The 22,277-nt window shown below is 69.6% G+C and carries 18 protein-coding genes; 16 read left to right on the top strand and 2 right to left on the bottom strand.

Annotated features, from left to right (window positions below; all coding sequences use genetic code 11):
* Positions 1–69: 69 nt before the first annotated feature.
* Positions 70–576: a GNAT family N-acetyltransferase gene (locus AB0412_RS18435; protein WP_366403612.1), complete on the bottom strand. Its 507-nt coding sequence runs from the start codon at positions 574–576 to the stop codon at positions 70–72.
* Between the two features lie 49 nt (positions 577–625).
* Between AB0412_RS18435 and AB0412_RS18430 the strand changes: the two genes are divergently transcribed.
* Complete coding sequence (locus AB0412_RS18430; RefSeq protein WP_366403611.1) at positions 626–1,960, top strand: geranylgeranyl reductase family protein; 1,335 nt, start codon at positions 626–628, stop codon at positions 1,958–1,960.
* Between the two features lie 330 nt (positions 1,961–2,290).
* On the opposite strand, the gene AB0412_RS18425 is transcribed toward AB0412_RS18430, so the two are convergent.
* On the bottom strand, positions 2,291–3,115 hold the full coding sequence (locus AB0412_RS18425) for a C40 family peptidase (protein WP_366403610.1): 825 nt from the start codon (positions 3,113–3,115) through the stop codon (positions 2,291–2,293).
* A 747-nt stretch (positions 3,116–3,862) separates the two neighbouring features.
* Here AB0412_RS18425 and AB0412_RS18420 point away from each other — a divergent pair.
* The 15 genes from AB0412_RS18420 (at position 3,863) to recQ (ending at position 22,218) form a co-directional block, all read left to right on the top strand.
* The gene (locus AB0412_RS18420) at positions 3,863–4,222 is read left to right on the top strand and encodes an NADH-quinone oxidoreductase subunit A (RefSeq protein WP_007490928.1); all 360 of its coding nucleotides are present in this window, start codon (positions 3,863–3,865) and stop codon (positions 4,220–4,222) included.
* Between the two features lie 13 nt (positions 4,223–4,235).
* Entirely contained in the window at positions 4,236–4,790 is a 555-nt protein-coding gene (locus AB0412_RS18415; protein WP_018528252.1) for an NADH-quinone oxidoreductase subunit B family protein, read from the top strand.
* Complete coding sequence (locus tag AB0412_RS18410) at positions 4,787–5,533, top strand: NADH-quinone oxidoreductase subunit C (protein WP_366403609.1); 747 nt, start codon at positions 4,787–4,789, stop codon at positions 5,531–5,533. Before AB0412_RS18415 ends, AB0412_RS18410 begins: the two co-directional genes overlap by 4 nt.
* On the top strand, positions 5,530–6,921 hold the full coding sequence (locus AB0412_RS18405) for an NADH-quinone oxidoreductase subunit D (protein WP_366403608.1): 1,392 nt from the start codon (positions 5,530–5,532) through the stop codon (positions 6,919–6,921). The genes AB0412_RS18410 and AB0412_RS18405 overlap by 4 nt, the downstream gene beginning before the upstream one ends.
* Positions 6,918–7,778, top strand: coding sequence for an NADH-quinone oxidoreductase subunit NuoE (gene nuoE, locus AB0412_RS18400; RefSeq protein WP_366403607.1), 861 nt, complete (start codon positions 6,918–6,920; stop codon positions 7,776–7,778). The genes AB0412_RS18405 and nuoE overlap by 4 nt, the downstream gene beginning before the upstream one ends.
* Positions 7,775–9,127: an NADH-quinone oxidoreductase subunit NuoF gene (gene nuoF, locus AB0412_RS18395; protein WP_366403606.1), complete on the top strand. Its 1,353-nt coding sequence runs from the start codon at positions 7,775–7,777 to the stop codon at positions 9,125–9,127. Before nuoE ends, nuoF begins: the two co-directional genes overlap by 4 nt.
* Entirely contained in the window at positions 9,124–11,628 is a 2,505-nt protein-coding gene (locus AB0412_RS18390) for an NADH-quinone oxidoreductase subunit G (protein WP_366403605.1), read from the top strand. Before nuoF ends, AB0412_RS18390 begins: the two co-directional genes overlap by 4 nt.
* A 17-nt stretch (positions 11,629–11,645) precedes the next feature.
* Positions 11,646–13,022, top strand: coding sequence for an NADH-quinone oxidoreductase subunit NuoH (gene nuoH, locus AB0412_RS18385; protein ID WP_366403757.1), 1,377 nt, complete (start codon positions 11,646–11,648; stop codon positions 13,020–13,022).
* Entirely contained in the window at positions 13,015–13,665 is a 651-nt protein-coding gene (gene nuoI, locus AB0412_RS18380; RefSeq protein ID WP_366403604.1) for an NADH-quinone oxidoreductase subunit NuoI, read from the top strand. Before nuoH ends, nuoI begins: the two co-directional genes overlap by 8 nt.
* Positions 13,662–14,507, top strand: a complete 846-nt coding sequence (locus tag AB0412_RS18375) for an NADH-quinone oxidoreductase subunit J (protein WP_366403603.1) — start codon at positions 13,662–13,664, stop codon at positions 14,505–14,507. The genes nuoI and AB0412_RS18375 overlap by 4 nt, the downstream gene beginning before the upstream one ends.
* A complete protein-coding gene (gene nuoK / locus AB0412_RS18370) occupies positions 14,504–14,803 on the top strand; it encodes an NADH-quinone oxidoreductase subunit NuoK (RefSeq protein WP_004927567.1) in 300 nt (99 codons plus the stop codon). Before AB0412_RS18375 ends, nuoK begins: the two co-directional genes overlap by 4 nt.
* An 11-nt stretch (positions 14,804–14,814) precedes the next feature.
* Entirely contained in the window at positions 14,815–16,779 is a 1,965-nt protein-coding gene (gene nuoL, locus AB0412_RS18365) for an NADH-quinone oxidoreductase subunit L (protein ID WP_366403602.1), read from the top strand.
* A gap of 5 nt (positions 16,780–16,784) precedes the next feature.
* Positions 16,785–18,356 (top strand): NADH-quinone oxidoreductase subunit M, encoded by a 1,572-nt coding sequence (locus AB0412_RS18360; protein WP_366403601.1) that lies wholly within the window; start codon positions 16,785–16,787, stop codon positions 18,354–18,356.
* Positions 18,353–20,011: an NADH-quinone oxidoreductase subunit NuoN gene (gene nuoN, locus AB0412_RS18355; protein ID WP_366403600.1), complete on the top strand. Its 1,659-nt coding sequence runs from the start codon at positions 18,353–18,355 to the stop codon at positions 20,009–20,011. The genes AB0412_RS18360 and nuoN overlap by 4 nt, the downstream gene beginning before the upstream one ends.
* Before the next feature lie 197 nt (positions 20,012–20,208).
* Positions 20,209–22,218 carry a DNA helicase RecQ gene (gene recQ, locus AB0412_RS18350; protein WP_366403599.1) on the top strand — a complete coding sequence of 670 codons (2,010 nt, stop codon included), beginning with the start codon at positions 20,209–20,211 and terminating at the stop codon, positions 22,216–22,218.
* The last annotated feature ends 59 nt before the right edge of the window (positions 22,219–22,277 follow it).

The raw sequence follows: 22,277 nt of genomic DNA, 5'->3' as shown, positions 1-22,277 counted from the left end.
CGTCCGCAGGAAGCGTCAAGTGGCGTTCCGTGACGATGATTCACCGTGTGTGACGGCCGGGTAGGGCCCTCAGAGGTCGAGGCGGTAGCAGTGGGCCTCGACCCTGCCGACCGGGGTCGTGAACGTCTCGGCGAGGCGCATCCCGAGCCGCTGGGTGACCGCTATCGAGCGCGAGTTGCGCGCGTCGACCATCGCCACCACGCGCGGCACGCCCGCCGCGCGCACCCGCTCCAGCGTCTGCCGCGCCGCCGCGGTCACATATCCCTTGCCCCAGTACGCACGGCCCAGCCGCCAGCCGATCTCGATCTCGCCCTTGGGCCCCCAGTCCTCCGGCCACGGCTGGGCGCCCGTGAAGCCGATGATGCCGTCGGACTCGTCGAGCATGGACCACAGGCAGAAGCCGCACTCGGCGTCGTGCCGCCGCTGGCGGGCGGTGAGCTCCTCGTAGACGGACAGCTCGGCGGACCTGCCGCCGTGGAACTCCATGACGTCCGGGTCGTCGAAGAGGCGGTGCCAGACGAAGGCGTCCTCGTGGGTGGGGACACGGAGCCGTACGACGGGGAGAGCTCGGTTCACGTCGGGCAGCCCTTCAGCCGGGTGATCAATTGTGCTGCATAGACTGCCCATGTCCAGTGCCGGTCGGCACGCAGATTTCGAACCTTGGGGAGATCCCGCCGTGACCGAGCCCCTCTCCGACAACACCGCCGATGTGATCGTCGTGGGCGCGGGGCCAGCCGGCTCCACCACCGCCTACCACCTGGCCAGGGCCGGACTCGACGTGCTGCTGCTGGAGAAGACCGAGTTCCCGCGGGAGAAGGTCTGCGGTGACGGTCTCACCCCGCGCGCCGTGAAGCAGCTGGTGTCGATGGGCATCGACATCTCCGAGGAGGCCGGCTGGCTGCGCAACAAGGGCCTGCGCATCATCGGCGGCGGGGTCCGGCTCCAGCTGGACTGGCCGGATCTCGCCTCCTTCCCCGACTACGGCCTGGTCCGCAAGCGCGACGACTTCGACGAGCAGCTCGCCCGGCAGGCGCAGAAGGCGGGCGCCCGGCTGTACGAGCGCTGCAACGTGGGCGCCCCGATCGTCGACGACCGCACCGGCCGCATCACGGGCGTGAAGGCCAAGCTGGGCGAGGAGAAGCGCGAGGTCGCCTTCCACGCCCCGCTCGTGGTGGCCGCCGACGGCAACTCCACCCGGCTGTCCCTGGCGATGGGGCTGCACCGCCGCGAGGACCGCCCGATGGGTGTTGCCGTGCGCACGTACTTCACCTCGCCCCGCCACGACGACGACTACCTGGAGTCCTGGCTGGAGCTGTGGGACCGCCGCGGCCCCCAGGACCGGCTGCTGCCCGGCTACGGCTGGATCTTCGGCATGGGCGACGGCACGTCGAACGTCGGCCTGGGCGTGCTCAACACCTCCGACTCCTTCAAGGAGCTCGACTGGCGCGAGGTCCTCAAGGCCTGGTGCGCCTCGATGCCGGAGGACTGGGGCTACACGCCGGACAACATGACCGGCCCGATCCGCGGCGCCGCGCTCCCCATGGCCTTCAACCGCCAGCCGCACTACACGCGCGGGCTGCTGCTCGTCGGCGACGCGGGCGGCCTGGTGAACCCCTTCAACGGCGAGGGCATCGCCTACGCCATGGAGTCCGGGCAGATCGCCGCCGACGTCATCGTCCAGGCCCACGCGCGTGCCACCCCGGCCCAGCGGGAGACCGCCCTCCAGCGCTACCCGCGCGTCCTGAAGGACACCTACGGCGGCTACTACACGCTCGGCCGCGCCTTCGTGAAGCTCATCGGCAACCCGAAGGTCATGCAGATCGCCGCGCAGCGGGGTCTGACCCACCCGATGCTGATGCGGTTCACCCTGAAGCTGCTCGCCAACCTGACCGACCCGACGGGCGGCGACGCGATGGACCGCATCATCAACGGGCTGAGCAAGGTGGCGCCGAAGGCGTGAGACGCGCGGCGGGCAGTGCCCCGCGCGTACGGGAGCCGTGAGCGGCTCTGTGGGCGGCCGGAGTCCGGGGGACGGACGTCGGCCGCCTTGCGCGTGTCCGGGGCGCTGTGAGGGGCCGTCACGGGTGCGCACGCGGCTCGCGGTCGTCCATGCCGAGGCGTCAACCCACGCCGCCGCGGGGATAATTCGGGCAATCGGGTGATCTTGCCTTCTGGAGCCCTCTGGGTGTTGCCCTCTGGGGGTGTCCGGCCGGACGGACATGAACGGACGAGGGCCGCTGCCCCCGAGCGGCAGCGACCCTTCAGTCCGTTATGAGCGCGATGTGTTGGTTCAGAGCACGCGCACGGCACCCGAGGCCGGGTAGCCGGAGAGGTCCTGGATGACGACACCCTTGGACGGGTTGGCAGCGTCCAGGTACTGGCCGTTCCCGATGTAGACACCCGTGTGGTACGCGGAGCCCTTGCCGCCCCAGTAGAGGATGTCGCCGACCTGGATCTGGGACAGCGGGATGTCGGTGCCGACCGTCGACTGGTCCTGCGAGACGCGCGGCAGGTCGACGCCGACCTGGCGGAACGCGGCCTGGACCAGGCTGGAGCAGTCCCAGGCGTTGGGGCCGGTGGCGCCCATGACGTAGGCGTCGCCCACCTGCGCCTTGAGGAAGGAGATGACCGTCGCGACGCTGCCGCTGGCCGGCGCGGAGGCGGTCGTGGTGCTGGTGAGGGAGGGGCGCTCGGCCGTGCGCGCCGCACGCTCGGCGGCGGCCTTGCGGGCCTCCTCCGCCGCCTTCTTCTTCGCCTCGGCCTTCTTCTTGGCCTCGGCGAGGTCCGCCTTGGCCTCCTTGGCGGCCTTGGCGGCGGCCGCGTCACGCTCGGCCTGCAGCTGGTAGTTCGCGGCGGCCTGCTGGGTGACCTCCGCGGACTGGGCGACCTGAGTGGCCAGGTCGGCCGTCAGGGTGGGCAGTTCGAGGGTCTGCGTCACCGGCTCGGCCGCGTTCGCCGAGCTGGACGCCCCGGCGACTGCCAGGGTGCTGAGGACGCCACCGGCAACTCCGGCCCGCATCGCGATCGTGGAGGTCGCGGTGCGGCGGGGCTTCCGGTGGCTGCGTATGTGAGCGGTGTGGGACATGGGAACAACCGGTACCAGGGGCTCCTTCATATCTTCAAGAAACGTGTCCTGCGCCACAGTTGTTCAACCGGGGCCCCGAATCCCGGGCGCGCCGCTCTTTATTGACGCCGTAACGGACATTGCGGGCGGCCTGTGACCCGGCTGTGATCACGGTGTTTCATCATTACGCCCGAATTGCCCTCCGCCTACCACTGGTTGGACTGGTTGGCCAAGCCCGGTTCTCAGGCGCCTCTCATGAATGTGGCGGAGGTCACGGAACGATTACCCCTCGGGTCGCGTCGCACCGCACCGATCACGGCCGGGTCACGCCCGGATCACGGCACCGCACCTCGGAGCCGGACTTCGTGAACGCGTGCACACGTCCACATCGCGCCCCGACCCCCCTCTCATGTGTGAACGCGGCCTCTATCAAGAGATCGAGTCCAGCACCAATTTGCATGCAAGAGAACTCTCTTGATATGGAGACGGGCCTCCTGGCCTGCGCTGACGAGCCAAAATGTCACCTCTGGTGATCGCCCGGACGCTTCGCGTGTGAAGATCACCGCTCATCCGACTTCATGATCGTTCGTCAGGTGGTGGAGATCACAAAGCTTGTGCAATACCCCGTGTCGCAGATCACAGACCGGCGGGCATAAGATGCGGAGCGGTTGGGCTTGTGACCTGCTTCACATGTTCTCGATCTTCGCCGGGGCGGGCGTGGTTCGCGGGGCTGGTGAGGCGGATGAGCCCGACGCACAACCGCCAGCAGTCAGTGCCGACTGAGAGGAGCGAGGAGCGGTGAACGCGTATGCGCCCATCCTCGTACTGGGAGCCCTCGGGGCAGGCTTTGCGATCTTCTCCGTGGTCATGGCCACGCTGATCGGTCCGAAGCGGTACAACCGGGCCAAGCTCGAGGCCTACGAGTGCGGCATCGAGCCGACCCCCACGCCGGCCGGCGGCGGGCGCTTCCCCATCAAGTACTACCTGACGGCGATGCTCTTCATCATCTTCGATATCGAGATCGTCTTCCTCTACCCCTGGGCCGTCACCTTCGACGCCCTGGGTCTTTTCGGGCTCGTGGAGATGCTGCTCTTCGTGCTCACCGTCTTCGTCGCGTACGCGTACGTATGGCGGCGCGGCGGCCTGGAATGGGACTGAGGGGCCTTTAGTCATGGGACTCGAAGAAAAGCTGCCGAGCGGCTTCCTGCTGACCACCGTCGAGCAGGCCGCGGGGTGGGTGCGCAAGTCGTCCGTCTTCCCCGCCACGTTCGGCCTCGCCTGCTGCGCCATCGAGATGATGACCACCGGCGCCGGCCGCTACGACCTGGCGCGCTTCGGCATGGAGGTCTTCCGCGGCTCACCGCGCCAGGCGGACCTGATGATCGTCGCCGGCCGGGTCAGCCAGAAGATGGCGCCGGTGCTGCGGCAGGTCTACGACCAGATGCCGAACCCCAAGTGGGTGATCTCCATGGGGGTCTGCGCCTCCTCGGGCGGCATGTTCAACAACTACGCGATCGTCCAGGGCGTCGACCACATCGTCCCGGTCGACATCTATCTGCCCGGCTGCCCGCCCCGGCCGGAGATGCTGATGGACGCCATCCTCAAGCTCCACCAGAAGATCCAGTCCTCCAAGCTCGGCGTCAACGCCGAGGAAGCGGCCCGCGAGGCGGAGGAGGCGGCGCTCAAGGCCCTGCCCACGATCGAGATGAAGGGGCTGCTGCGATGAGCGACGCACCCAAGGACGCGAACGGGGTGAACCCCGAGAAGGACCTCTCGGCCGAGAACCTCCCCGGCCAGCGCGGCCAGGGCGGCGAGGAGATCCGCGTCCAGCGCGGCATGTTCGGCGCGAACAACGGCGGCGACACCTCCGGCTACGGCGGCCTGGTCCGCTCGGTCCGGCTCCCGGGACCGGCGACCCGTCCCTACGGCGGCTGGTTCGACGAGGTCGCCGACGAGCTGGAGGGCGCGCTGGAGGAGCAGGGCCTGCTCCCCGAGAACGCCATCGAGAAGACGGTCGTCGACCGCGACGAGATCACCTTCCACATCGAGCGCGAGCACCTCGTCCGGGTGGCGAAGACCCTGCGCGACGACCCGGCGCTGCGCTTCGAGCTGTGCACCGGCGTCAGCGGCGTCCACTACCCCGGCGACAAGGGCCGCGAACTGCACGCCGTCTACCACCTGCGCTCGATCACCCACAACCGGCTGATCCGCCTGGAGGTCAGCTGCCCCGACAGCGACCCGCACATCCCGTCGCTGTTCTCCGTCTATCCGACGAACGACTGGCACGAGCGCGAGACGTACGACTTCTTCGGCATCGTCTTCGACGGCCACCCCGCCCTGACGCGGATCATGATGCCGGACGACTGGCAGGGCTTTCCGCAGCGCAAGGACTACCCCCTCGGCGGCATCCCCGTCGAGTACAAGGGCGCCCAGATCCCGGCTCCGGACCAGCGGAGGTCGTACTCGTGAGCACCTCGAACACATCCTCCCACCCGTCACCCGACCACCACCCCTCAACGAGTCCCTCCGGGACGCCCCTTTCATCCGCCGCTTCGGCGCGCGAGACCACGGAAGGCACCGTCTACACCGTCACCGGCGGCGACTGGGACGAGGTCGTCCAGACCGCGGCCCGCGCCGACGACGAGCGCATCGTCGTCAACATGGGACCCCAGCACCCGTCCACCCACGGAGTGCTCCGCCTGATCCTGGAGATCGACGGCGAGACCGTCACCGAGGCCCGCTGCGGCATCGGCTACCTCCACACCGGCATCGAGAAGAACCTCGAGTACCGGACGTGGACCCAGGGCACCACGTTCGTGACGCGCATGGACTACCTGACGCCGTTCTTCAACGAGACGGCGTACTGCCTCGCCGTCGAGCGGCTCCTCGGCATCGAGAACGAGGTCCCCGACCGCGCCTCGATCATCCGCGTGCTCCTGATGGAGCTGAACCGGATGTCCTCGCACCTGGTGGCCATCGCCACCGGCGGCATGGAGCTCGGCGCCACCACGATCATGATCTACGGATTCCGTGATCGTGAACTGATTCTCGACATCTACGAGCTCATCACCGGCCTGCGGATGAACCACGCGTACATCCGCCCCGGCGGACTCGCCCAGGACCTGCCGCCCGGCGCGGTGGACCAGATCCGCGAGTTCGTGAAGAAGATGAAGAAGAACCTCCCGGAGTACGACAAGCTCGCCACCGGGAACCCCATCTTCAAGGCCCGTATGCAGGACATCGGCTACCTGGACCTGGCCGGCTGCATGGCGCTGGGCGCGACCGGACCGATCCTGCGCTCCACCGGCCTGCCGCACGACCTGCGCAAGGCCCAGCCGTACTGCGGATACGAGACCTACGACTTCGAGATCCCGACCGCCGACACCTGCGACGCCTACGGCCGCTTCCTGATCCGGCTCGAAGAGATGCGCCAGTCGCTGCACATCGTCGAGCAGTGCCTGGACCGGCTCCAGCCCGGACCGGTCATGGTCGCCGACAAGAAGATCGCCTGGCCCGCCCAGCTCGCCCTGGGACCGGACGGGCTCGGCAACTCCCTCGACCACATCAAGAAGATCATGGGCACCTCCATGGAGGCCCTGATCCACCACTTCAAGCTGGTCACCGAGGGCTTCCGCGTCCCGCCGGGACAGGCGTACGCGGCGGTCGAGTCGCCCAAGGGCGAACTCGGGGTGCACGTCGTCTCCGACGGCGGCACCCGCCCCTACCGGGTCCACTTCCGCGACCCGTCCTTCACCAACCTGCAGGCCATGGCGGCGATGTGCGAGGGCGGCCAGGTCGCCGACGTCATCGTCGCCGTCGCGTCCATCGACCCCGTGATGGGAGGCGTCGACCGGTGACCACCTCTTCTTCGGAGCGGGGCGTCAGCCTGGGCATGCCCGAACTGCCCGCACCGGCCTACCCGGACGACGTCCGGGCCCGGCTGGAGACCGACGCGCGCGAGATCATCGCCCGCTACCCGGACTCCCGGTCCGCCCTCCTGCCGCTGCTGCACCTCGTGCAGTCGGAGGAGGGCCATGTCACGCGCACCGGCATGCAGTTCTGCGCGGACATGCTCGGCCTGACCACGGCCGAGGTGACCGCGGTCGCCACCTTCTACACCATGTACCGGCGCAAGCCCAGCGGCGACTACCAGGTCGGGGTGTGCACCAACACCCTGTGCGCCGTCATGGGCGGCGACGCGATCTTCGAGGAGCTCCAGGAGCACCTCGGCGTCGGCAACGGCGAGACCACCGACGACGGCAAGGTCACCCTCGAGCACATCGAGTGCAACGCGGCCTGCGACTACGCGCCCGTGGTGATGGTCAACTGGGAGTTCTTCGACAACCAGACCCCCGAGACCGCCAAGCGCCTCGTCGACGACCTGCGCGCCGGCCGCCCGGTCGCACCCACGCGCGGCGCCCCCTTGTGCACCTTCAAGGAGACCGCGCGCATCCTGGCCGGCTTCCCCGACGAGCGGGAGGGCGCCGTCGAGGCCACGGGAAGCGCGGGACCCGCCTCCCTGATCGGCCTGAAGCTGGCCAAGGGCGAGGCCGCCCCCGCGCGCGTGGTGCACCCGCGCGGCGAGGCACCCCAGGACGCGCCGCCGCACGAGCCGTCACCGACCGAGCACCTCAGCTCGCACGACGCGCCGCAGGACACATCGGCCTCCGACCCGTCCCACCCGGCGGGCCCTGTCGCCGAGGAGGGGGAGTGATGACCTTGGCACCCGAACTGAAGGACACCAGCCCGGAGAAGCTGCTCGCACCCGTGCTGTCGGCCTTCTGGGACGAGGACGAGTCCTGGACGCTGGACGTCTACAAGAGGCACGAGGGGTACGAGGGGCTCCGCAAGGCGCTGGCCATGTCCCCGGACGACGTCATCGCGTACGTCAAGGACTCCGGTCTGCGCGGGCGCGGCGGCGCCGGCTTCCCCACCGGGATGAAGTGGCAGTTCATTCCGCAGGGGGATGGAAAGCCGCACTATCTTGTTGTCAACGCCGACGAATCGGAGCCCGGAACGTGCAAGGACATTCCGCTCCTCTTCGCGAACCCGCACAGCCTCATCGAGGGCATTGTCATCGCGTGCTACGCGATCAGGTCGTCGCACGCCTTCATCTATCTGCGGGGTGAAGTCGTCCCCGTCCTGCGGCGGTTGCACGCGGCCGTGCGCGAGGCGTACGAGGCGGGCTACCTCGGCGAGAACGTCCTGGGCAGCGGACTGAACCTGGAACTCACCGTGCACGCGGGCGCGGGCGCGTACATCTGCGGTGAGGAGACCGCGCTGCTCGACTCGCTCGAAGGCCGCCGTGGTCAACCGCGGCTGCGTCCCCCCTTCCCCGCTGTGGCCGGCCTCTACGCCTGCCCGACTGTGGTGAACAACGTCGAATCGATCGCGTCGGTTCCCGCCATCATGAACCGGGGCAAGGAATGGTTCCGGTCGATGGGGAGCGAGAAGTCCCCGGGCTTCACGCTCTACTCCCTGTCCGGCCATGTCGCGAGCCCTGGCCAGTACGAGGCGCCGCTCGGCATCACGCTGCGCCAGCTCCTCGACATGAGCGGCGGCATGCGGCCCGGGCACCGCCTGAAGTTCTGGACCCCGGGCGGCTCCTCGACGCCGATGTTCACCGACGAGCATCTCGACGTCCCTCTTGATTACGAAGGAGTGGGCGCCGCGGGTTCCATGCTCGGCACCAAAGCCCTCCAGTGCTTCGACGAGACGACCTGCGTCGTGCGCGCCGTCACCCGCTGGACCGAGTTCTACGCCCACGAGTCCTGCGGCAAGTGCACCCCCTGCCGCGAAGGCACGTACTGGCTGGTCCAGCTGCTGCGCGACATCGAGGCCGGCAAGGGCCGGATGTCCGACCTCGACAAGCTGAACGACATCGCCGACAACATCAACGGCAAGTCCTTCTGCGCCCTCGGCGACGGCGCCGCCTCGCCGATCTTCTCCTCGCTGAAGTACTTCCGCGAGGAGTACGAGCAGCACATCACGGGCCGCGGCTGCCCCTTCGACCCGGCCAAATCGACGGCCTGGGCCGACCACCGTACGGAGGTGAACGCATGACCGTGACCACCAGCGCTCCCTCCGGAGGAGGGGAGGCGGCGGTCCCGCCCGAGGACCTCGTCACGCTGACGATCGACGGCGTCGAGATCAGCGTGCCCAAGGGCACCCTCGTCATCCGGGCCGCCGAGCAGCTCGGCATCGAGATCCCCCGGTTCTGCGACCACCCCCTGCTCGACCCGGCCGGCGCCTGCCGCCAGTGCATCGTCGAGGTCGAGGGGCAGCGCAAGCCCATGGCCTCCTGCACCATCACCTGCACCGACGGGATGGTGGTCAAGACCCACCTGACCTCGCCGGTCGCGGAGAAGGCGCAGAAGGGTGTGATGGAGCTGCTGCTCATCAACCACCCGCTGGACTGCCCGGTCTGCGACAAGGGCGGCGAGTGCCCGCTGCAGAACCAGGCCATGTCGCACGGCAACGCCGAGTCCCGCTTCGAGGGCAAGAAGCGCACCTACGACAAGCCCGTGCCGATCTCCACGCAGGTGCTGCTGGACCGCGAGCGGTGCGTGCTGTGCGCCCGCTGCACCCGCTTCTCCAACCAGGTCGCGGGCGACCCGATGATCGAGCTGATCGAGCGGGGCGCACTCCAGCAGGTCGGCACCGGCGAGGGCGACCCGTTCGAGTCGTACTTCTCCGGGAACACCATCCAGATCTGCCCGGTCGGCGCGCTCACCTCGGCCGCCTACCGGTTCCGTTCCCGCCCCTTCGACCTGATCTCCTCGCCGTCGGTCTGCGAGCACTGCTCCGGCGGCTGCGCCACGCGCACCGACCACCGGCGCGGCAAGGTCATGCGGCGCCTCGCGGCCGAGGACCCCGAGGTCAACGAGGAGTGGATCTGCGACAAGGGACGCTTCGCGTTCCGCTACGCGCAGCTGCGGGACCGCCTGGACACGCCGCTGGTGCGCAACCCGGAGGGCGAGCTGCAGCCCGCTTCCTGGCCGGAGGCGCTGCAGATCGCGGCCCAGGGGCTGCTGGCCTCCCGCGGCCGGACCGGTGTGCTGACCGGCGGCCGGCTCACCGTCGAGGACGCCTACGCCTACAGCAAGTTCGCACGCGTGGCACTCGGCACCAACGACATCGACTTCCGCGCGCGCGTGCACAGCAGCGAGGAGTCCGACTTCCTCGCCGCGCGGGTCGCCGGCCGCGGACGCGACCTCGACGGTACGGGCGTCACGTACACGGCGCTGGAGAAGGCGCCCGCCGTCCTGCTCGTCGGGTTCGAGTCCGAGGAGGAGGCACCCGGCGTCTTCCTGCGGCTGCGCAAGGCCTGGCGCAAGCACGGGCAGAAGACGTTCGCGCTGGCCACGCACGCCACCCGCGGTCTGACGAAGGCCGGCGGCACGCTGCTGCCCGCCGCTCCCGGCACCGAGACCGAGTGGCTGGACGCGCTCGCGAGCGGTGTCGGACTGGAGGGCGACGGGGCGAAGGCGTCCGAGGCGCTGCGCACCGAGGGTGCGGTGGTCGTCGTCGGCGAGCGCCTGGCGGGCGTGGCGGGCGGCCTGACCGCCGCCGTGCGGTTCGCCTCCGCGACCGGGGCCCGGCTGGTGTGGATCCCGCGCCGTGCGGGCGAGCGGGGCGCCATCGAGGCGGGCGCGCTGCCGTCGCTGCTGCCCGGCGGCCGTCCGGCGACCGACCCGCGCGCACGCGAGGAGGTCGCCGCTATCTGGGGCGTCGCCGAACTGCCGCAGCGCTACGGCCGCGACACCGGTCAGATCGTCGAGGCCGCCGTGAACGGCGAACTGCAGGCGCTGCTGGTCGCCGGTGTGGAGGTCGCCGACCTGCCCGACCCGGCACGCGCGCGTGCCGCACTCGCGGAGGCCGGGTTCGTGGTCTCCCTGGAGCTGCGGCCCAGCGAGGTCACCGAACTCGCCGACGTCGTCCTCCCGGTCGCCGCCGTCGCCGAGAAGGCGGGCACCTTCCTCAACTGGGAAGGGCGCGTCCGGCTGTTCGAGGCGGCGCTCAAGCCCGACCACATGACCCGTCGCGTGGCACCCAGCGACGCACGCGTGCTGCAGATGCTGGCCGACGCCATGGACGTCCACCTGGGGCTGCCGGACCTGCGCACCGTGCGCGCCGAACTGAACCGGCTCGGCGCCTGGGACGGGCCGCGGGCCACCGAGCCGCTGGAGACCGCGGGCGCGCTGCCCCGGCCGGCCGCAGGCGAGGCGGTGCTCGCCGGGCACCGGATGCTGCTCGACCAGGGCGTACTGCAGCAGGGCGACGAGGCGCTCACCGGCACCCGGCACGCCGCCTACGCGCGCGTGTCGGCCGCCACGGCCGCCGAGGTCGGCGTCAAGGACGGCGACCTCCTCGCGGTGACCGGCACCGCGGGCACCGTCGAACTGCCGCTGGCCGTCACCGAGATGCCCGACCGCGTGGTGTGGCTCCCGCTGAACTCCGTCGGCGGCGGCGTCGCCTCCGACACGGGGGCACGGCCCGGCTCCCTCGTCCGCATCGGCCCGGCGACGCTCGCCGGCGAGGCCACCGAGGAGGTGGAGGCATGAGCCCGAACGTCACCGCCATGAGCCCGTACGTCGCCGCCGAAGACCTCTCGATGTTCGGCCGTGACCCCTGGTGGCTCATCGCCATCAAGGCGGTGTTCTGCTTCGCCTTCCTGATGGTGACCGTGCTGATCTCCATCGTGATGGAGCGCAAGGTCGTCGCCTGGATGCAGCTGCGCATCGGCCCCAACCGGCACGGCCCCTGGGGCATGCTCCAGTCGCTCGCCGACGGCGTGAAGCTGATGCTCAAGGAGGACGTGGTCGTCAAGCGCGCGGACAAGGCGGTGTACGTCCTCGCGCCGATCGTCGCCGCGATCCCCGCCTTCATGGCGATCGCGGTGATCCCCTTCGGCCCGGCCGGCAACGAGATCTCGATCTTCGGCCACCGCACCACGATGCAGCTCACCGACCTGCCGATCGCGATGCTGTACATCCTCGCGGTCGCCTCGGTCGGCATCTACGGCATCGTCCTGGCGGGCTGGAGCTCCGGATCCACCTACCCGCTGCTGGGCGGCCTGCGGTCCTGCGCGCAGATGATCTCCTACGAGATCGCCATGGGCGCCGCCTTCGCCTCCGTGTTCCTGTACTCGGGGTCGATGTCGACGTCGGCGATCGTCGAGCAGCAGACGGACCGCTGGTACATCGTGCTGCTGCCGGTCTCGTTCATCATCTACATCGTCACCATGGTCGGCGAGACCAACCGCGCCCCCTTCGACATGCCCGAGTCCGAGGGCGACCTGGTGGGCGGCTTCAACACCGAGTACTCGTCGATCAAGTTCGCGATGTTCATGCTCGCCGAGTACATCAACATGGTGACCGTCTCGGCCGTCGCCGTGACCCTCTTCCTGGGTGGCTGGCGGGCACCCTGGCCGGTCAGCACCTTCTGGGAGGGCGCCAACCACGGCTGGTGGCCGCTGCTGTGGTTCGTCCTGAAGGTCCAGCTGCTGCTGTTCTTCTTCGTCTGGCTCCGCGGCACCCTCCCGCGGGTCCGCTACGACCAGCTGATGAAGCTCGGCTGGAAGGTCCTCATCCCGGTCTCCCTGGTGTGGCTGATGCTCGTCGCCACCGTCCGGGCCCTCAGGAACGAGAACTACGACTTCGCCGACATCGCCCTCTACATCGGCGCGGCCGTGCTCGGCCTGCTGCTGCTCTCCTTCGTCGCCGACATGTTCCGCGCGAAGGCCAAGCAGGCGGAGCAGCCCGCCGAGGCCCCGGCCGCGTTCGACCCGATGGCGGGCGGATTCCCCGTACCGCCGCTGCCGGGGCAGGAGTTGCCGGCAGTGCCCAGGCGCCGGCCGCGCCGGGAGCGGGAGCTGATTGTCAGTGGTGGGCCCGATACTCAGAGTGACGGATCTCTGGGTGGATCTACGGATGGAAAGGAGGCGTCCGATGGCTGAGGAGCCCAAGGAGGCCAGGCCCACGTCGCCCGGTTTCCTGAATCCCGTGGCCGGCTTCGGCGTGACCTTCAAGGCCATGTTCAAGAAGCGGCTGACCGAGCAGTACCCGGAGCAGCAGAAGACCACCGCTCCGCGCTTCCACGGACGGCACCAGCTCAACCGCCATCCGGACGGCCTGGAGAAGTGCGTCGGCTGCGAGCTGTGCGCCTGGGCCTGCCCCGCCGACGCGATCTACGTGGAGGGCGCGGACAACACCGACGAGGAGCGCTACTCGCCCGGCGAGCGGTACGGCCGCGTCTACCAGATCAACTACGCCCGCTGCATCCTGTGCGGCCTGTGCATCGAGGCGTGCCCCACGCGCGCGTTGACCATGACCAACGAGTTCGAGCTGGCCGACTCCAGCCGGGCCGACCTCATCTACACCAAGGAGCAGCTGCTCGCCGGTCTGGAGGAGGGCATGGTCGAGGCTCCGCACGCCATGTACCCGGGCACCGACGAGCAGGACTACTACAAGGGCCTGGTGACCGAGGCCGCGCCCGGCACCGAGCGTCAGGTCGCCCACTCCAAAGGCGAGGTGGTGCAGGAGGCCGCCTCCACCTTCGGCCCGGAGGAACCGGCCTCGGAGAAGGTGATCGGGCGATGACGGAGCAGCTCGCCGCCTACTCCACCTCCACCGGAGAGGCCGTCCAGTTCTGGATCCTCGGCACCATCGCGGTGATCGGCGCCCTGTGCACCGTCTTCATGAAGCGGGCCGTGCACAGCGCGCTGAGCCTCGCCGGGACCATGATCATCCTGGCGGTGTTCTACCTCGCCAACGGCGCCTACTTCCTCGGCGTCGTCCAGATCATCGTCTACACCGGCGCGATCATGATGCTGTTCCTGTTCGTGGTGATGCTGGTCGGTGTCACCGCGGCGGACTCCCTGAAGGAGACCATCAAGGGCCAGCGCTGGCTGGCCCTTCTGTGCGGGCTCGGCTTCGGCATCCTGCTGATGGCCGGCATCGGCAACGCCTCGCTCACCGAGTTCAACGGCATCGGCCAGGCGAACGCGAACGGCAACGTGGAGGGCATCGCCGCCCTGCTGTTCACCAAGTACGTGTTCGCCTTCGAGATCACCGGCGCCCTGCTCATCACCGCCGCCGTGGGTGCCATGGTGCTCACCCACCGCGAGCGCACCGAGCGCGCCAGGACCCAGCGCGAGATGGCCGAGCAGCGCGTCCGCGAGGGCACGTACGTGCCGCCGCTGCCCGCCCCCGGCGTGTACGCGCGGCACAACGCCGTGGACATCGCGGGCCTGCTGCCCGACGGCACCCCGTCCGACCTCACCGTCAGCAAGACGCTGCGCGAGCGCGGCCAGGTGCGTGACGTGTCGCAGGAGGCGCTCAACGACCTGCGGGCGCTGGAGCAGCGCGCGGAGGAACGCCTGGAGCGCACGGCGATCGAGCCGTTCAAGGGGTTCGAGCGGTCCGAGGAGGCGTCGAAGTGAACCCGGTCAACTACCTCTATCTCGCCGCCCTGTTGTTCACGATCGGCGCCACAGGCGTGCTGATCAGGCGCAACGCGATCGTGGTGTTCATGTGCGTCGAGCTGATGCTCAACGCCTGCAACCTCGCGTTCGTCGCCTTCTCCCGGATGCACGGCAATCTCGACGGCCAGATCATCGCCTTCTTCACGATGGTCGTCGCCGCCGCGGAGGTCGTGGTGGGGCTGGCGATCATCGTGTCCCTGTTCCGTTCCCGCCACTCGGCCTCGGTCGACGACGCCAGCCTGATGAAGTTGTGAGGGGCTGAAACGTGGAGAACCTGATTGCGCTGCTGGTGGCGGCGCCTCTGCTCGGAGCGGCGGTCCTGCTGTGCGGCGGACGCCGGCTGGACGCCGTCGGCCACTGGATCGGCACGCTGCTCGCGTTCGTCTCCTTCGCCCTCGGCCTGGTGCTGTTCACCGACCTGCTGGGCAAGGCCGCCGAGGAACGCACCGTCACCCAGCACCTGTTCAGCTGGATCCCGGTCGAGGGCTTCCAGGCGGACGTCGCCTTCCGGCTCGACCAGCTGTCGATGACGTTCGTCCTGCTGATCACCGGTGTCGGCTCGCTGATCCACCTGTACTCCGTGGGGTACATGGAGCACGACGAGCGGCGCCGCCGCTTCTTCGGCTACCTGAACCTGTTCCTCGCGGCGATGCTGCTGCTCGTCCTCGCCGACAACTACCTGCTGCTGTACGTCGGCTGGGAGGGCGTCGGTCTCGCCTCCTACCTGCTGATCGGTTTCTGGCAGCACAAGCCCAGCGCCGCCACGGCCGCGAAGAAGGCCTTCCTGGTCAACCGCGTCGGCGACATGGGTCTGTCCATCGCGATCATGCTGATGTTCCTGTGGTTCGGCACCTTCGCCTTCGAGCCGGTGCTCGGCAGCCACGGGGAGGCCGGGCTCGCCGGCGCCGCCGGTGAGGACAAGCTCACCGCGATCGCGCTGATGCTGCTGCTCGCCGCCTGCGGAAAGTCCGCCCAGGTGCCGCTGCAGTCCTGGCTCGGCGACGCCATGGAGGGCCCGACCCCGGTCTCGGCCCTGATCCACGCCGCGACCATGGTGACCGCGGGCGTCTACCTCATCGTCCGCTCCGGCGCGATCTTCAACGGCGCGCCCGACGCGCAGCTCGTCGTCACCATCGTCGGCGCGGTCACGCTCCTGTTCGGTGCGATCGTCGGTTGCGCGAAGGACGACATCAAGAAGGCGCTGGCCGGTTCGACCATGTCGCAGATCGGCTACATGGTGCTGGCCGCGGGCCTCGGCCCCATCGGCTACGTCTTCGCGATCATGCACCTGGTGACGCACGGCTTCTTCAAGGCCGGGCTGTTCCTCGGCGCCGGCTCGGTGATGCACGGCATGAACGACGAGGTCGACATGCGCCGCTACGGCGGGCTGCGCAAGTACATGCCGGTCACGTTCATCACCTTCGGCCTCGGCTACCTCGCCATCATCGGCTTCCCGGGCCTGTCCGGCTTCTTCTCCAAGGACAAGATCATCGAGTCCGCGTTCGCCAAGGGCGGCACCGAGGGCTGGATCCTCGGCGCCTGCGCCCTGCTCGGCGCGGCCATCACCGCGTACTACATGACACGCGTGATGCTGATGACGTTCTTCGGCGAGGAGCGCTGGCGCAACGCCCCGACGCCGTCCCCGGCCCAGCCGGACGTGGAGCCCGCCGCCGAGACGCGCGGCGAGTACACGCCGCCGCACCCCCACGAGTCGCCGGGCGTCATGACGATCCCGATGATCGTGCTGGCCATCGGCTCGGTGTTCGGCGGTGCGTTCTTCAGCATCGGCGACCGCTTCGTGCACTGGCTGGAGCCCATCACCGGGCACGACCACGGACACGCCCCGATCAGCGCCCTGACGGTGACGATCTCCACGGTCGCCGTGATGGTCATCGGTGTGGCGGTCGCCTGGGCCCAGTACGGGCGCCGCCCGGTGCCGGCCGTCGCCCCGCGCGGGTCGCTGCTCACCCGGGCCGCCCGCCGCGATCTGCTCCAGGACGACTTCAACCACGTGGTCCTGGTGCGCGGCGGCGAACACCTCACCCGCTCGCTGGTGTACGTCGACCACACCCTGGTCGACGGGGTCGTCAACGGCACGGCCGCCTCCATGGGCGGCCTGTCCGGGCGGATGCGCAGGCTGCAGAACGGCTTCGCGCGGTCCTACGCGGTCTCGATGTTCGGCGGCGCGGCGGTCCTGGTCGCCGCGACCCTGCTGATGAGGGCGGTCTGATACCGATGTCCTTTCCTCTGCTGACAGCGACGGCGGCGCTCCCGGCCATCGGGGCGATCGCCACGGCCGCCGTGCCGGCCGCGCGGCGCACCTCGGCCAAATGGCTCGCGCTGCTGTTCTCGCTCGCCACCCTGGTGCTCGCGATCGTCGTCCTGGTGCGTTTCGACCCGGGCGGCGACCGCTACCAGCTCACCGAGTCCCACGCGTGGATCGCCGACTTCGGCGTCCGCTACGAACTGGGCGTGGACGGCATCGCGGTCGCGCTGATCGCGCTGACCGCGCTGCTGATCCCGTTCATCGTCCTCGCGGGCTGGCACGACGCCGACCCGCTGGAGACCGGCAGCAGGCGGTGGCGGCCCACCCAGGGCTTCTTCGCGCTGATCCTGGCCGTCGAGGCGATGGTGATCCTCTCCTTCGAGGCCACCGACGTCTTCCTCTTCTACATCTTCTTCGAAGCCATGCTGATCCCGATGTACTTCCTCATCGGCGGCTTCGGGGACCGGGCCCACGAGCACGGCGAGGAGAAGGCGGCCACCCAGCGGTCGTACGCGGCGGTGAAGTTCCTGCTGTACAACCTGGCCGGTGGTCTGATCATGCTGGCCGCGGTGATCGGCCTGTACGTGGTCGCCGGGAACTTCTCGCTCACCGAGATCGCGCAGGCCCGTGCGAGCGGCGAGCTGGACATGGCGACCAGCACCGAACGCTGGCTGTTCCTCGGCTTCTTCTTCGCCTTCGCGGTGAAGGCGCCGCTGTGGCCGCTGCACACCTGGCTGCCCAACGCCATGCAGGAGTCCACCGCCCCGGTCGCCGTGCTCATCACGGCGGTCGTCGACAAGGTGGGCACCTTCGCGATGCTCCGCTTCTGCCTCCAGCTGTTCCCGGAGGCCAGCAAGTGGGCGACGCCCGCGATCCTCGTACTGGCGCTGATCAGCATCATCTACGGTGCGCTGCTCGCGGTCGGCCAGCGCGACATGAAGCGGCTGATCGCGTACGCGTCGATCTCGCACTTCGGCTTCATCATCATGGGCATCTTCGCGATGACCAGCCAGGGCCAGTCCGGGGCGACGCTCTACATGGTCAACCACGGCATCTCGACGGCCGTGCTGATGCTGATCGCCGGCTTCCTGATCTCGCGGCGCGGCTCGCGGCTCATCGCCGACTACGGGGGAGTGCAGAAGGTCGCGCCGGTGCTCGCCGGCACCTTCCTGATCGGCGGCCTGGCGACGCTCTCGCTGCCGGGGCTCGCGCCGTTCGTCAGTGAGTTCCTGGTCCTGGTCGGCACCTTCACGCGGTACCCGGTGATCGGAATCATCGCCACCTTCGGCATCGTCCTCGCCGCGCTCTACACCCTCGTCCTCTATCAGCGGACGATGACGGGCCCGGTGAAGCCGGAGGTCTCCGCGATGCCGGACCTGCGGGTGCGGGAGATCGCGGTGGTGGCGCCGCTGGTGGTGCTGCTGATCTTCCTGGGCGTCTACCCGAAGCCCGTCACGGACATCGTGAACCCGGCGGTGAAGCACACCATGTCCGACGTCGACAAGAAGGACCCCCGGCCCGAGGTGGAGGCGGCCAAGTGAGTGCAACAGCCGTCCACAGCCTGTGGACAACGGCGGCAACCGCAGCCGATCCGATCTCGAAGATCGACGCGCCGAAGATCGAGTACGGGCAGCTCGCGCCCACGTTGATCGTCGTCGGCGCGGCGATCGTCGGGGTGCTGATCGAGGCGGCCGTGCCGCGCAAGTCCCGTTATTACGCACAGATGTTCGTCGCCGTCGTGTCGCTCGCCGCCGCGTTCGCCGCGGTGGTCGCGCTCGCGGCCGACGGGTACGGCACGACCAAGGCGGGCATCGCGGCGATGGGCGCGATCGCCGTCGACGGACCGGCCCTGTTCCTGCAGGGCACGATCCTGCTGACGGCCCTGGTGGGCCTGTTCACCTTCGCCGAGCGGCGGCTCGATCCGGAGGCGCACGGCAACCGGGTCGACTCCTTCGCCGCGCAGGCCGCGTCCGTGCCGGGCAGCGACAGCGAGAAGAAGGCGGTCAAGGCCGGCTTCACCACCACCGAGGTCTTCCCGCTGCTGCTCTTCGCGGTCGCCGGCATGCTGATCTTCCCGGCGGCCAACGACCTGCTGACGCTGTTCGTGGCGCTGGAGGTCTTCTCCCTGCCGCTCTACCTGCTGTGCGCACTGGCCCGCCGCAAGCGGCTGATGTCGCAGGAGGCCGCGGTCAAGTACTTCCTGCTCGGCGCGTTCGCCTCCGCGTTCACGCTGTTCGGCATCGCCCTGCTGTACGGCTACTCCGGCTCGATGTCGTACGCCACGATCGCGCAGGTCGTCGACGGCACGATCCAGGACATCAACCCGGCGCTCGCCGACACCATGGGCAACGACGCGCTGCTGCTGGTGGGCGCCGCGCTGCTGGTGATGGGCCTGCTGTTCAAGGTCGGCGCCGTCCCGTTCCACATGTGGACGCCGGACGTCTACCAGGGCGCGCCGACACCGGTCACCGGATTCATGGCGGCGGCCACGAAGGTCGCGGCGTTCGGCGCGCTGCTGCGCGTGCTGTACGTCGTCCTGCCGGGCCTGCGCTGGGACTGGCGGCCGGTGATGTGGGCGGTGGCGATCGTCACCATGCTCGGCGGTGCGATCGTCGCGATCACGCAGACCGACATCAAGCGGCTCCTGGCGTACTCGTCGATCGCGCACGCGGGCTTCATCCTCGCCGGTGTGATCGCGACGACGCCGGACGGTGTCTCGTCGGTCCTGTTCTACCTGGCCGCGTACTCCTTCGTGACGATCGGCGCGTTCGCGGTGGTCACGCTGGTGCGCGACGCGGGCGGTGAGGCGACGCACCTTTCCAAGTGGGCAGGTCTTGGGCGCAGGTCCCCGCTGGTCGCGGCGGTGTTCGCGGTGTTCCTGCTGGCCTTCGCGGGCATTCCGCTGACGTCCGGATTCGCGGGCAAGTTCGCCGTGTTCAAGGCGGCGGCGGAGGGCGGCGCGGCGCCCCTGGTCGTGGTCGGCGTGATCTCGTCGGCGATCGCGGCGTTCTTCTACATCCGCGTGATCGTGCTGATGTTCTTCAGCGAACCGCGCCCCGAGGGCCCGACCGTCGCGGTGCCGTCACCGCTGACGATGACGGCGATCGCGGTCGGCGTGGCGGTGACGGTGGTGCTGGGCGTGGCCCCGCAGTACTTCCTGGAGCTGGCGGGCGACGCGGGGGTGTTCGTGCGCTGACCTAGGCGTCGCAGGGAGTGGCCCGGTCCCCGATCCGCGGGGCGCCGGGCCGCTGTCGTTCACACGTTCGGGTAGGGGTCTGTGGATAACTCCGGGGCTGTCGGCGCGGGCCCCTATCGTGGACGCAGTGGCCGAAGGACCACGAGAGCCGCAGCACTACGAGAGACGACGCGGGACGACGTACGGGGGACAGGACGATGGGTGGGACGGGCGGTGTCGCCGACATGGCAGTGACGCAGAGTGAGGCGCTGGCCGCGCTGCACCGGGTGTTCGGGTACGAGGCCTTCCGGGGTGAGCAGGAGGCCGTCGTCGAGCACGTGGTGGCCGGGGGCGACGCGGTCGTCCTCATGCCGACCGGCGCCGGCAAGTCGCTGTGCTATCAGATCCCCGCCCTGGTCAGGCCCGGCACGGGCATCGTCGTCTCCCCGCTGATCGCGCTGATGCACGACCAGGTGACCGCGCTGCGGGCGCTGGGCGTGCGGGCCGGGTTCATGAACTCCACGCAGGACTTCGACGAGCGGCGCATGGTGGAGGCGGAGTTCCTGGCGGGCGAGCTGGACCTGCTGTACCTCGCCCCGGAGCGGCTCCGGCTCGACGCCACACTGGATCTGCTCTCACGCGGGAAGATCTCCCTCTTCGCCATCGACGAGGCGCACTGCGTGTCCCAGTGGGGCCACGACTTCCGGCCCGACTACCTGATGCTGTCCGTGCTCGGCGAGCGGTGGCCGGACGTGCCCCGGATCGCCCTGACGGCGACGGCCACGCGGGCCACCCACCGGGAGATCACCGAACGGCTGGGGCTCGAGGGCGCCCGGCACTTCGTGGCGAGCTTCGACCGGCCCAACATCCAGTACCGGATCGTGCCGAAGGCCGACCCGAAGAGGCAGCTGCTGAGCTTTCTGCGCGAGGAGCACACGGGCGACGCGGGCATCGTCTACTGCCTGTCGCGCAACTCCGTGGAGAAGACCGCCGAGTTCCTCACCCGCAACGGCATCGAGGCGGTGCCGTACCACGCGGGTCTGGACGCGGGGACGCGCGCCGCGCACCAGGCGCGTTTCCTGCGGGAGGACGGGCTGGTCGTGGTCGCCACCATCGCGTTCGGCATGGGCATCGACAAGCCGGACGTCAGATTCGTCGCCCACCTCGACCTGCCCAAGTCCGTCGAGGGCTACTACCAGGAGACGGGGCGTGCGGGGCGTGACGGGCTGCCGTCCACGGCCTGGATGGCGTACGGCCTCAACGACGTCATACAGCAGCGCAAGCTGATCCAGACGGGCGAGGGCGACGAGGCGTACCGGCGGCGGGCCAATCAGCACCTGGACGCGATGCTGGCGCTGTGCGAGACCGCTCAGTGCCGGCGCGGGCAGCTCCTCGCCTACTTCGGCCAGGACCCCGACTCCCCCGCCTGCGGCAACTGCGACACCTGTCTCACCCCGCCGGAGACCTGGGACGGCACCGTCGCCGCGCAGAAGGTGCTGTCCACGGTGGTGCGGCTGCAGCGGGAGCGCGGGCAGAAGTTCGGTGCGGTGCAGATCGTCGACATCCTGCTGGGCAAGCGCACCGCCAAGGTCATCCAGTTCGATCACGACCAGCTGTCCGTGTTCGGGATCGGCCAGGAAGTCGGCGAGGCGGAGTGGCGCGGCGTCATCCGGCAGTTGCTGGCCCAGGGGCTGCTCGCGGTCGAGGGCGAGTACGGCACGCTGGTGCTGAGCGAGGCCAGCGGGGCCGTACTGCGCAGGGAGCGGGAGGTGCCGCTGCGGAAGGAACCGAAGAAGCCGGCCACCTCGCGATCGGCGGGGTCGGGATCGGCGGGTTCCGGACGTGGCGAGCGCAAGGCCAAGGCCGCAGCGGCCGAGCTGCCCGAGTCCCTGGTGCCGGCCTTCGAGGCGCTGCGGGCCTGGCGGGCCGAGCAGGCCCGGGAGCAGGGCGTCCCCGCGTACGTGATCTTCCACGACGCCACGCTCCGGGAGATCGCGACGGTGTGGCCGACGTCCGTGCGGGAGCTCGGCGGCATCAGCGGCGTGGGCGAGAAGAAGCTGGCGACCTACGGGGAGGGCGTCCTGGCGGTGCTGGACGCGCTGGGCGGGCCGTCCGGCGAGGCGGACGCGCTGGGCGGGCCGTCCGGCGAGGCGGCGGGGCGGCCCGCGGAGAGCGACCACGACTGGCCGGCGCCGGACGAGGAGCCGGAACCGGAGCCGGACTGGTGAGTGAGCCGGCGGAACGGCGGGCGTGAGCCGGCGGAACGGCGGGTGTGAGCCGGCCGGTC

The organism is Streptomyces sp. NPDC052012 (assembly GCF_040689265.1).
Taxonomy (GTDB): Bacteria; Actinomycetota; Actinomycetes; order Streptomycetales; family Streptomycetaceae; genus Streptomyces.
Note: the sequence above shows the minus strand (reverse complement) of the source record. Positions and strands in the feature narration are given on the sequence as shown.